An 11119-nucleotide genomic window follows, 5' to 3' on the forward strand; every position below is an offset into this window, starting at 1 on the left:
TGGTAGTCCGACCCCATCTTGGCACATCCGATGCCGTAGGGCCGTCCACCCCAACATTTGAGTATTTTGGTCGCCACCTATGAACGTGCCGCACTGCGCACGACGCAAAAGCCCCAATCTGCGGCAACGACGAAAAACCCGGCTGATCACCCAGCCGGGCGGCGCGATTAGACGCCGAGCGCCTTCACCCGGGCGGACAGGCGCGAAATTTTCCGGCTGATCGTGTTCGCCTTCAGCACGCCCTTGGTCACCGCGCGCTGCATTTCTGGCTGCGCCTCACGGAGCGCGAGCTGGGCGGCTTCGTGGTTTCCCGCACTGATCGCCTCTTCCACCTTGCGGACAAAAGTATGCACGCGTGAACGCCGCGCCTTGTTGCGGGCGGTGCGAACGATGGTTTGCCGAATGCGCTTCTGCGCCGATGCAATATTGGCCATGTGTCTCGACTACATATAAAGTGAAAGGCGCGGCACAGCCCCACTGGCCGACCGCGTCCCATGCCGCTCTCCTATCAACCTGCCCCCACCCCGTCAAGCAGCCTCCCTAAAAATGCATCAGCGGAAAGCTCTGCACCAAACTGCCGCACACCATGTGCCAACCATCAATCATCACGAAAAACAACAATTTGAACGGCAGCGAAACCGATGTCGGCGGCAGCATCATCATGCCCAAACTCATCAAAATCGAGGAGACAACTAGGTCAATAATCAGAAACGGCAGATAAATCATAAAGCCCATTTCAAAGCCCCGGCGCATTTCACCAATGACGAATCCAGGGATCAGCGCCCGCCACGGCGTATCAATCACCTGCGCCGGCGGCTTGAGATGGCCCAGCCCCAAAAACAGCCGAATATCGCTTGGCCGCGCATTCGTCGCCAAAAACTGCCGAAACGGCTCGGCGGCGTGCTGCAACCCGGTCATCGTGCCCATCGTGCCCTGGCTCATCGGCAAGAGGCCGGTTTGCCAAGCCTGATGCAGCACCGGCTGCATCACAAAATAGGTCAAAAACAGCGCAAGCCCGATCAACACCGAATTGGGCGGCGTGGTCTGGGTGCCCAAAGCATTGCGCAAAATACTCAAAACAATCACAATTCTGGTAAACGCCGTCAGCATCACCAACAGGCTCGGCGCAAGCGCAATCACCCCGATCAGCACCACCAGCTGCACCAGCCGGGCGGTCTCCGGCGCGTCCGGCTTGCGCAGCGCCATGCCAAATAATCCCGCATGCGGCGCCGCCATCGCGAGTGCAGGCACCGCCAACACGCCGATCAACGCCAACGCGAGCCGCCCCCCCCAAGGCGTCATAGCCCGCGTCATGGCCCGCGTCATGGCGCGCATCATGGCGCGCTTCATGGCGCGTCTCCCGCCGCCGGATCGGATGCGGGCAAGGCAATCAACACATCGCTCGCCCCGCCGGTCAGCACCGCAAACCGCATCCCGCCCAATGCCACCAGCGTCAATTTACGGCGCGGATCAAGCCGCACCGAGGGGGCGCGCCCCGCCGCCGCCGAGGCAGGCAACAAGCCTGATCCTGGCTTGATCCCCCAACGCGGCAACAGCCGCTTGGCGAGCGCCGATAACCCCGCCAATAGCGCCAAAATCAACGCCAACGCGCCCAAAGACGTTCCGAATTGCGCCATCGCCCTGCCCTCGCCGGTTGCGCGCCGCCCCACGGCGTCGCGTTCAACCGACATAAGACCGGAAAATTCTTAACGCTCGATTACCAATCGCAGCGTCGCGCTCGAAAAATTATCCCCGTTGCGACCAAGCGTCGCGACCAAGCATCGCGATCAAGCGTCACGATCAAGTGCGGCGATTAAGCGACGTCTGGCGATGGTGTCTCAGGCGGCACCACCTCGGTTGTCATTGCCTCCGGCATTGCCGCAAATCGCTGTTCCAGCGCCGCAACCCGGAGCGAAAGCGCCTCCGCCTCCGCCCGCGCCCGCCTGGCCAGCTCCGCCATCGCGTCAAACTCCTCGCGCCGCACCAGATCCAGCCGGGCAATCGCCTCATCAACCCGGGCGCGCGCCAGCGCCGTCAATTCATCACGCAACCCGTTCAGCGCCGACAGCGCCCCCCCGGCCACACCCGCCAAATCGTCAAAAAACTTCGGTCTCTCGGTCATTGATCACTTCCTTGGCAATAAACGCAGCAACCGACCGCGCCCTGATGACGGATCGGATCCATCTCACTATAAGCGCGCCGATGATCCTGGTCACCGGCGGCGCTGGCTTTATTGGTTCGAATCTTCACGCAGCTCTCTGGGCGCGCGGCACCGAGACCGTGCTCGCCGATCGGCTGCGCGAGGGCGATAAATGGCGCAATCTGCGCCACCACCCGCCAACCCGCCTGATCGACCCTGATGATCTAGTCGATTTTCTCGACACGTACCCGCCCCTCGAAGCCATTATTCATCTGGGCGCGATCAGCGAAACCACCGCGCGTGACGGCGATTTGGTCTGGCGCAACAATGTCGCCCTCAGCCAAATTCTCTGGGATTGGTGCGCCCATCACGGCGTCCCCTTCCTCTACGCCTCCTCCGCCGCCACTTATGGCGATGGCCGCATGGGCTTTGATGATGCCACCCCGCCCGCCATGCTGCGCACTTTCGCCCCGCTCAACCTCTATGGCTGGTCCAAACACGCGTTCGATCTCTGGGCGCTCGCCCAAGTCGCTGCCGGCAAAGCCCCGCCGCACTGGGCCGGGCTTAAATTTTTCAACGTGTACGGCCCCAACGAATATCACAAAGGCCCGATGGTTTCGGTCGTTAAAGTCAAGCATGACGAGCTGCGCGCCGGCAAGCCGATCACCCTGTTCCGCTCTGACCGGCCGACCATCGCCGATGGCGCGCAACAGCGCGATTTCATCTGGATCGATGATGTCATCGACATCATCCTGCATTTGCTCGATGCCAACAAAGCCAATGGCCTGTTCAATGTCGGCACCGGCACCGCCCGCAGCTATCTCGATCTCGCCCGCGCCGTCTGCGCCGCACACCAACAAGCCGAGCGCATCGAGTTCGTGCCCATGCCGACCCGCCTTGTCGGCCAATATCAATCCTTCACCGAAGCCAATATCGCGCGCCTGCGCGCCACCGGCTACACCAAACCTTTCACCACGCTCGAAGCAGGCATTGCCCGCTACATCCATGAATTCCTGACCCAAACGGACCCGTACCGATGAACCATGTCTATGTCTGGCCGCATTTCGATGCGATCTTGGTAAAAATCGGCCCCTTCGCTATTCATTACTACGCGCTGGCCTACATCACCGCCCTGCTGATCGGCTGGCGCCTGATGCGCTATACCGCGCGCGAAACCCCGCCCATCGCCACCGCGACCCAAGTCGATGATTTCCTCGCCTGGGCCACACTCGGCGTCGTGCTCGGCGGGCGCATCGGCTACATTATTTTTTATCAACCCGTCTATTTCCTGCATCATCTGGACCGCACCTATGCGGTGTGGGATGGCGGCATGAGCTTTCATGGCGGGCTGCTCGGCGTCTCGGTCGCCATCGCGCTCTATGCGCGGCGCAACGGCATCGACATGCTCAGCTTCGCGGATCGCGTCGCCGTGCCGGTGCCCATCGGCCTGTTTCTCGGGCGCATCGCCAATTTCATCAATGGCGAGCTTTGGGGCCGCCCCGCCCCGTCCTGGTTCCCGATCCGAATGATCTATCCGCAATCCGGCTCGGATGTTCCGCGCTATCCCTCAGAACTGATCGAAGCTTTGCTCGAAGGCATCGTGCTGTTCATCGTGATGATCACTGTCTCGCGCAGCGAAAAACTGCGCCGCCATCCCGGCTTCATCGCTGGCGTGTTCATCCTCGGCTACGGCATCGCGCGCACCACCGCCGAATGTTTCCGCCAGCCCGATTGGTTCCTCGGCTATCTGATTTTCGGCCTGACCATGGGCCAAATTCTCTCGATCCCGATGATTTTCATCGGCGGCGGGCTGATGTACTACGCCAAGCGCAAAGGCCCGGTTTCGCTCCCCCCACCCGTTGATGCGCCCGTTCCCTGATCCGCGCGTGACCCAAGCGCCCATCGAGCCTCTCGCACCCGATCACACCACGCTCGAACCCGGCTCCAGCGAGCGGCTCGATCATTTCATGGCGCGCGCCAATGCGCTCTATTACGCAAGCCATGATCCGTTCACCGACTTCACCACGTCGCCGCAAATCTCCCAAATTTTCGGCGAAATCCTCGGCCTCTGGTGCGGCGTGGTCTGGCGCACCATGGGCGAACCCGCCCCGATCAACCTGATCGAGGCCGGCCCTGGCGATGGCGCCCTGATGGCCGATGCGCTGCGTGCCATCCGCGCCATGCTGCCCGCCATGCTCCCCGCCCTCAATGTGCATTTCATCGAAACCTCGCCGCGCTTCAGCGCCCAATTGCGCGCCCGCTTCCCCCAAGCCCAGCTGCACGCCACGCTCGATCGCGTGCCCGATGGCCCGATCCTGCTGCTGGCCAATGAGTTTTTGGATGCGCTGCCGATCCGCCAATTCATCCGCACCGCAACCCCCCACGCTTGGCAGGAGCGCTATGTGCGCGCTGGTGCGCTGCATGACCAGCCGATCACCCAAGCCGAGCACAGCCTGCTCGCCCCGCTCACCGCACACACCCAACCCGGCGCTATTCGCGAAATCAACGTTGCCGCCCGCGCCTTCACCGCAGCCCTCGCCCGGCGCTTGGTCAAGCATGGCGGTGCCGCCTTGTTGATCGATTACGGCCCGCTAGACAGTGGCCCCGGCGATACGCTGCAAGCCATTCGCGCTGGTATCCGCGCCGACCCGCTGGCCGATCCCGGACAGGCTGATCTCACCGCCCATGTCGATTTCGCCGCCCTGCGCGCCTGCGCCATCGCCCAAGGCTGCGCCACCGCCGGGCCGATCGCGCAAGGCAAATTCCTCGCGGCGTTGGGGATCCACGAACGCACCGCCGCTTTGGGCCGCAACGCCACAGCGCCGCAAGCCGCCGCCCTGCTCGCCGCCACCCGTCGGCTCACCGCCGCCGAGGCCATGGGCGGCCTGTTCAAAGCCCTCGCCCTCGCCCCCGCCGATCTGCTGCCCTTACCCGGATTCCCCGCATGATGTCTGCGCCGCTCATCCCGACCCCGCTCACAGCCGATCAATTCGCCCCACCGCACGGGTTTTTCACCCGCATCGGCGGCGTCTCCACCGGCGCGTATGCCAGCCTGAATTGCGGCCTGAACGGTGCTGATGCGCCCGATCACGTCGCGACCAACCGCGCCCGCGCCGCCCGTGCCATCGGCGCCGACCCCGCCGCCCTCAGCGGCCTGGTGCAAGTCCATGGCAACCGCGCCATCGCCATCACCCATCCGATCGACCCGTCGGCCCGCCCGCAGGCCGATGCGCTGGTCACCGCCACCCCCGGCCTCGCGCTAGGCATCATCACCGCCGATTGCGCGCCGGTGCTGTTCAGCGCCGAGGCCGGGCGCATCGTCGGCGCCGCCCATGCCGGCTGGCGCGGCGCCCAGCTCGGCGTGCTCGAAGCCACCATCGCGGCGATGCGCCAGCTCGGTGCGAGCACCATCGAGGCGGTGATCGGCCCCTGCATCCATCAAGCCAGCTACGAAGTCGGCACCGATCTGCATGAGGCCGTTTGCGCCGGTCACCCGCCCGACCGGCAATTTTTCCGCCCCGGCGTCAAACCCAACCATTGGCAGTTCGACCTGCCCGGCTATTGCGCCGCCCGCCTCACCCGCGCCGGCGCAAAAACCACCATCCTGCGGGCCGACACCTACGCCGATCCCGCGCGATTTTTCTCCCATCGCCGCCGCACCCATGAAGCGAGCGGCCCCGGCGGCCATCAAATCTCGATCATCCGGCCCGCCCCATGATCCGCACGCCGCGCCGCCTCACCCGTTTTGCCGTCTTCGGCCTCACCCTGCTGCTCGCCGGTTGCGGCACCTTGCCACAACCTTTCCTTGGCAAGCCGGGCCGCGAAGGTGCGGTGCTCGCCATCCCGCCGCCCCCGATACTGATCGTGCCACCGCCGCGCACCGCCATGCTGGGCGACCACGCAGCCCATCTCTACGCCGCTGATCTGGCCAGCGCCCTGGTGGATCAAAACGTGCCCTGCGTCGCCCGCCCGGCGCATAAAAACGATTGGCGCCTGCGCATCACCGCCAGCCTGGTCGGCGCAACCATCATCCCGCATTTCACCCTGATCGGCCCGAACGGCAAAGCCTATGGCCACTATCATGCCGCCCCGCTCGCCGCCGCCGATTGGGCCGCCGGCACACAAGCCAGCCTGCAAGCCAGTGCCAAACAGGCCGCCGCGCCGCTCGCCCAACGCCTCGCGCAAATCAACGCCCAAGTGCAGCATTCCAACCCGGCCTCGCTGGAAAACCGCCCCGCCCGGGTCAAGCTCGTCGTGGTCACCGGCGCCCCCGGCGATGGCGACCACGCCCTCGCTCTCGATTTCCGCCGCGCCCTGCCCAAGCTGAACATCGTGGTGGCGCACCATACTGACCGCGCGGATTTCCTGGTGACCGGCCATATCCGCGTCACCCCACAAACCCCGGGCCGCGATCTGGTCGAGCTCGATTGGGTGGTGCGCGACCGCAATCATCATTTCATCGGCAAAGTCAGCCAATTACACGCGCTGAAACCGAGCGACATGGCGCCCTATTGGGGCGATGTCGCCGCCGCCGCCGCTGAGCAAGCGGCACGCGGCGTGCAGCAAGTGATTCTGAACGCCAAGCTCAACCCCGCATCGCCCGCACCGGCAAAGAAGGCGGCGCCTGCCACATCAACGCCGCCCCACGCAGCCGAAAGCCAAGCGCCCGCGCACCCTTGACGCGCAATGTCCCCGCGCCGTCGGTCCAGCGAAACCACGCGCGCGCGCCTTGCTCCGGCGGGTAAAAACCCGCGCCAAAACAAGGATCATCCGCCGCCACGGGGCGATCATCCAACGTCACCGCCTCAATCGCCAAGCCCAAGCACCGCCGATCGTCCGACCAAGGGTCCGCACAGACCGGCGCCGCCGCCACTGAGCGCAACGTCACCGCCTCAACATAAGCCGGGATGGCCGCCCGATACCACCGCCCCGGCAAGGCCGCGACCGGCAGCACCTCGCCCCCGGCAAACAGCATCAAGCGCGCGGGCTCAGCCCGATAGCCTTGCGCCACCAACATCGTATGCGCACGCCGGCGCGCCGCCACCACCGCCGGTCCCTGCGTTACCAAGGGCGCGCAGGCGCGGTTTGCCGCCCAAACCGGCGGCGCAAAATCCGCGTGCAACGCCTGCACCGCGCCACGCCCGCCAAATTGATGCCGATTACCGCAATCCAAATAGGTCTCCGCTGGCAAATTCTCCGCCCAGACAATATCGTGCCGCTCAAGCTCAATATGATGATAAATCACCGTCGCGACCGGCTCTTGGCGGATCGAGACGCCATTGAGCAAAAACTGCACCGGGATCAGCGCGCCCTCGGCAAACAGCGCATGATCGGGCGAGAGCCACACAGCGCGCATCGGCAAGCCCGGCCCAAACGCATCGCGCTCAACGCAAACCGGCCACACTTTCGAAGGCTGCGGATGGCGCGCACAATCCACCCGCCTGCGCCCATGCCAAATAATTGGCATCGCACCGGCACGGGTAATCACCAAATCGCCCTTGCGCAGGCTCTCCACCGGGCGCATCCCCTGCGGCGTCAACAAGCGCGTGCCTTGGGCAAAGCAAGGCGCGCCGCCATTGCTCGGCACCACAATATCATAGGTCTTGGTTGGCCCCGCCACCGGCTGCAACGCAATCCCCGGCGGCGGATTATCAAACGCAATCGTCGTGCCCGTCGGCACCGAGCCTGACAGCTCCAACACCGAGCCGACCATCACGCCCGTCACCACCGCATTCTGCGCCAAACCCGCCAGCTCGATCGTATCGCCCGGCGCAAACCCGGCAATGGTGGCGGCAAAGGATTGCGGCTCGAACAGGGCCAGCATGCCACCGCCCGCGCCAAACGCGATGGTCTGCGCCGCCGCCGCCGCACCACGAACCAGCCCGAACGCGCCCCCGCCCAGCATCAGCGTGCCCGCACCGCTCAGCCCATGCTCGATCAGCACTTGCTGCCCTAGCGTCTCCGCCAGCACACCTTGATTATCCAGCCCCAAACTCGCATTCAACGTCACCGTGCCGGCAAAATCCCAAATCGCCCCCGCCGCCACCGCAATCTCGGCAAACCCGTTCACCGAGGCAAACTGCGCAAAGCTGCTCAAGCTGTTGCCCTCAAACGCCAATGTCGCATTCGCGCCATCCAACACCCCGCTAAAACTCGCCCCCGCCAACAAGCCCAGCGTGCCGCCCTCGCCCGCACTGAACGACACCGCGATGCCGTTGGTGCCGATAATCGTCCCGGCATCGAGCAGCGACACCACGCCCCCACCCGAGCCGCCATAGGTCGCCGCAATGCCAATCGCGCCGCTGATCAACCCGGCATTGACCAGTCCCGCGCCAATCCCCAGCTCCACCCCGACCGATCCGCCCTCAATCACCCCCGCCGAGCCATTACTGATCATCACGTCGCTGCCATGCAGCCCGGCATCCGCCCCGCCGCTCACCAAACCGTCATTGATAAAATGACTATAATTGGCGGACTGCCCGGAGAAATACACACCCCCCAACGATCCGGACACGGTGGCCAGCGTCGCATTGTCAAACACGCCGCCCACGCCGGCCAACCGCACCCCATAGCTGCCGCCGGCCACCACGCCTTGGTTCAGCACGGAATCCATCCCGCTCAGACCGCCATTCAGCAAAATTCCATCCCCGAAGCTGGCCGCGATCAATCCCTGATTATCCAGCGTCCAAGCCTGGTTCGCGAGCACCCCATCGCCACTCGCCGCCTCGATTGTCCCGGTCACGGTCAGCGGATCGCCAAACGCGCCCCCGCTCGCCAATGTCACGCCGCCATAACGCACGCCGCTAATGGTTCCTGACATCAAATCCCCCTGACGACGCCTAAACGCGCCGACTACAATCTGAGGATGTATTAAGGCATATATCTAAAGTAGAGTCATCTGAAATCGACAACTTTAACGCGAATTACGCTTCCGAATCAGCCCGCCCCTCAATCGCAACGCTCACGCCCGGATGAAAATGCGCATAAATCGCCCTCGCCATCGCCGAACTCACCCCCTCCACCGCCTCCAAATCGCGCAATCCCGCCCCTTTCACCCCGCGCACCGAGCCGAAATGATGCAGCAACGCCCGTTTGCGCGCCGCCCCAATCCCCGCGATCAAATCAAGCTCGCTCTCGGTGATTTTCCGGCTGCGCCCAGCCCGATGCGTCGCAATCGCAAAACGATGCGCCTCATCACGCAAACGCTGGAGAAAATACAAAACCGGATCGCGCTCCGGCAGTTGAAACGGTGCCTGCCCGGTCTGGTGCAACCATTCCCGCCCGGCATTACGATCCCGCCCCTTGGCAATCGCCACCAACGCCACATCGTGAACCCCCAACCCATCAAGCACCGCCTGCGCCGCCGAAAGCTGCCCCGCCCCACCATCAATCAGCACCAAATCCGGCCAGCTATCGCGCGCGCCACCCTCCTTCGCTGTCCCCTCGCTCAGCCCGCGGGTAAAGCGCCGCGTCAACACTTCGCGCATCATCGCGAAATCATCCCCCGGCGTCAGCGCGGATTTAATCGCAAATTTCCGATAGGCCGCGCGCTGAAACCCCTCCGGCCCCGCCACCACCATCACCCCATAGGCGGCACTGCCCATCAGATGCGAATTATCATAAATTTCAATGCGCACAGGCGGCTCCGCCAAGCCAAACAGCGCGCCGGTCGCCGCCAGCAACGTCTCCTGACCCGCCGATTCCGCCAATTTCCGCTCCAACGCCTCGCGCGCATTGGTCAAAGCATGCAACACCACCTCATGCTTTTCACCGCGCTGCGGCACCACCAGTTCCACCCGCCGTCCCGCCTTCAGGCTCAGCGCCTCGGCCAGCAAATCCTGCCCCGCCACCTTCTCACTCAATAATAATAACGGCGGCGGCTGCTTATCATCATAAAACTGCGCAATGAACGCGCTCAGCACCGCCGGCACGCTGGCCCCTTTGCTCTGCGCCGGAAAGAAACTGCGATTGCCATTATTGCGGCCACTGCGAATGAAAAACACCTGCACCGAAAACTGCCCCGCCGCCTGATGGATCGCAATCACATCGGCATCCTCGATACTAGCCGGATTGATCAAATCGCTGCCCTGAATCTGGGTCAATCCCCGGATCCGGTCGCGCAGCGAGGCGGCCCGCTCAAACTCCAACGAGGCCGCCGCCGCCTCCATTTGCGCCGCCAACTCGCGCTGCACATGCCCCGCCCGCCCGGAGAGAAACCGCCGCGCCTCAGCCACCAACGCCGCATAACCCGCCTCGCTGATCCGCCCCACGCAGGGTGCCGCACAGCGCTTGATTTGATACAGCAAACAGGGTCGGCTGCGGCTGGCAAACACCGCATCCGTGCAGGTCCGCAGCAAAAACACCCGCTGCAACCCCTGCACCGTCTGATTGACCGACCACGAAGAGGCAAACGGCCCCCAATAGGAAGCCCGCCTAGTCTGCGCGCCCCGATGCTTGCCCAATTGTGGAAACGCATGATCCTCGGTCAGCATCAGCCACGGGTATGATTTATCATCGCGCAGCAAAATATTGAATCGCGGCTTTAATTTCTTGATCAAATTGGCTTCGAGCAGCAATGCCTCCGCCTCGGTGTGGGTGGTGATCACCTCCAAACTCACCGTCAGCGCCACCATCCGCCGCAACCGCTCGGGCAACCGCCCCAGCTGGGTATAAGACGCCAGCCGCCGCTTCAAATTCCGCGCTTTACCCACATAAAGCGCCTCACCCGCCGCATCCAGCATCCGATAAACCCCCGGCGCCTGCGACATGGTGGCCAACGCCGCCTCAATCGGCCCCACCGATCCACCCACCCCCGCCGCAACCCGTCCGTCAGCCACCAACAATATTCCCTTTTAGGTTGAACCACCCAAGGCGCACCCCGCCTGTGGAAAACTCTGTGCGCAACCCGCGCGCAATCGATAATTCTGCGCCCCGGTCAAGCATCGCCCGAAAACCGCCCATTCCAGGCTCAATTTTACA

At 63.9% G+C, this 11119-nt stretch carries 11 protein-coding genes; 5 read left to right on the plus strand and 6 right to left on the minus strand.

Annotation, left to right across the window (positions count from 1 at the left end; all coding sequences use genetic code 11):
• Positions 1–167 precede the first annotated feature (167 nt).
• From rpsT to ACYUCQ_RS15280, 4 genes are all read right to left on the minus strand, one after another.
• Positions 168–434 (minus strand): 30S ribosomal protein S20, encoded by a 267-nt coding sequence (gene rpsT, locus ACYUCQ_RS15265; protein WP_460255416.1) that lies wholly within the window; start codon positions 432–434, stop codon positions 168–170.
• Between the two features lie 106 nt (positions 435–540).
• Positions 541–1302 carry a flagellar type III secretion system pore protein FliP gene (gene fliP, locus ACYUCQ_RS15270; RefSeq protein WP_460255444.1) on the minus strand — a complete coding sequence of 254 codons (762 nt, stop codon included), beginning with the start codon at positions 1300–1302 and terminating at the stop codon, positions 541–543.
• Positions 1303–1346: 44 nt separating this feature from the next.
• Positions 1347–1691: a hypothetical protein gene (locus tag ACYUCQ_RS15275; protein ID WP_460255417.1), complete on the minus strand. Its 345-nt coding sequence runs from the start codon at positions 1689–1691 to the stop codon at positions 1347–1349.
• Positions 1692–1813: 122 nt separating this feature from the next.
• A complete protein-coding gene (locus ACYUCQ_RS15280; RefSeq protein WP_460255418.1) occupies positions 1814–2122 on the minus strand; it encodes an accessory factor UbiK family protein in 309 nt (102 codons plus the stop codon).
• 80 nt (positions 2123–2202) lie between these two features.
• On the opposite strand from ACYUCQ_RS15280, the gene rfaD reads away from it, so the two are divergent.
• From rfaD to ACYUCQ_RS15305, 5 genes are read left to right on the plus strand one after another with little or no spacing between them, the layout of a single operon-like run.
• Positions 2203–3180 carry an ADP-glyceromanno-heptose 6-epimerase gene (gene rfaD / locus ACYUCQ_RS15285; protein ID WP_460255445.1) on the plus strand — a complete coding sequence of 326 codons (978 nt, stop codon included), beginning with the start codon at positions 2203–2205 and terminating at the stop codon, positions 3178–3180.
• Positions 3177–4019, plus strand: a complete 843-nt coding sequence (gene lgt, locus ACYUCQ_RS15290) for a prolipoprotein diacylglyceryl transferase (RefSeq protein ID WP_460255419.1) — start codon at positions 3177–3179, stop codon at positions 4017–4019. Before rfaD ends, lgt begins: the two co-directional genes overlap by 4 nt.
• A 7-nt stretch (positions 4020–4026) precedes the next feature.
• Positions 4027–5088, plus strand: a complete 1062-nt coding sequence (locus ACYUCQ_RS15295; RefSeq protein WP_460255420.1) for an SAM-dependent methyltransferase — start codon at positions 4027–4029, stop codon at positions 5086–5088.
• A complete protein-coding gene (pgeF, locus tag ACYUCQ_RS15300) occupies positions 5088–5858 on the plus strand; it encodes a peptidoglycan editing factor PgeF (RefSeq protein WP_460255446.1) in 771 nt (256 codons plus the stop codon). Before ACYUCQ_RS15295 ends, pgeF begins: the two co-directional genes overlap by 1 nt.
• On the plus strand, positions 5855–6820 hold the full coding sequence (locus ACYUCQ_RS15305; protein ID WP_460255421.1) for a hypothetical protein: 966 nt from the start codon (positions 5855–5857) through the stop codon (positions 6818–6820). The genes pgeF and ACYUCQ_RS15305 overlap by 4 nt, the downstream gene beginning before the upstream one ends.
• Here ACYUCQ_RS15305 and ACYUCQ_RS15310 read toward each other — a convergent pair.
• Both ACYUCQ_RS15310 and uvrC read right to left on the minus strand, forming a co-directional pair.
• The gene (locus ACYUCQ_RS15310) at positions 6726–8960 is read right to left on the minus strand and encodes a Hint domain-containing protein (protein WP_460255422.1); all 2235 of its coding nucleotides are present in this window, start codon (positions 8958–8960) and stop codon (positions 6726–6728) included. The two genes, ACYUCQ_RS15305 and ACYUCQ_RS15310, sit on opposite strands and share 95 nt — an antisense overlap.
• 103 nt (positions 8961–9063) lie before the next feature.
• Positions 9064–10908 carry an excinuclease ABC subunit UvrC gene (uvrC, locus tag ACYUCQ_RS15315; RefSeq protein ID WP_460255447.1) on the minus strand — a complete coding sequence of 615 codons (1845 nt, stop codon included), beginning with the start codon at positions 10906–10908 and terminating at the stop codon, positions 9064–9066.
• Positions 10909–11119 lie beyond the last annotated feature (211 nt).

This window comes from Acidiphilium sp. MT5, assembly GCF_054767495.1.

Coding starts and splice junctions, on each gene's coding strand:
- ACYUCQ_RS15280 (WP_460255418.1), bottom strand. CDS start 2,122: ATGACCGAGAGACCGAAGTTTTTTGACGATTTGGCGGGTGTGGCCGGG.
- ACYUCQ_RS15305 (WP_460255421.1), top strand. CDS start 5,855: ATGATCCGCACGCCGCGCCGCCTCACCCGTTTTGCCGTCTTCGGCCTC.
- rpsT (WP_460255416.1), bottom strand. CDS start 434: ATGGCCAATATTGCATCGGCGCAGAAGCGCATTCGGCAAACCATCGTT.
- pgeF (WP_460255446.1), top strand. CDS start 5,088: ATGTCTGCGCCGCTCATCCCGACCCCGCTCACAGCCGATCAATTCGCC.
- lgt (WP_460255419.1), top strand. CDS start 3,177: ATGAACCATGTCTATGTCTGGCCGCATTTCGATGCGATCTTGGTAAAA.
- fliP (WP_460255444.1), bottom strand. CDS start 1,302: ATGACGCCTTGGGGGGGGCGGCTCGCGTTGGCGTTGATCGGCGTGTTG.
- ACYUCQ_RS15275 (WP_460255417.1), bottom strand. CDS start 1,691: ATGTCGGTTGAACGCGACGCCGTGGGGCGGCGCGCAACCGGCGAGGGC.
- rfaD (WP_460255445.1), top strand. CDS start 2,203: ATGATCCTGGTCACCGGCGGCGCTGGCTTTATTGGTTCGAATCTTCAC.
- uvrC (WP_460255447.1), bottom strand. CDS start 10,908: ATGTCGCAGGCGCCGGGGGTTTATCGGATGCTGGATGCGGCGGGTGAG.
- ACYUCQ_RS15310 (WP_460255422.1), bottom strand. CDS start 8,960: ATGTCAGGAACCATTAGCGGCGTGCGTTATGGCGGCGTGACATTGGCG.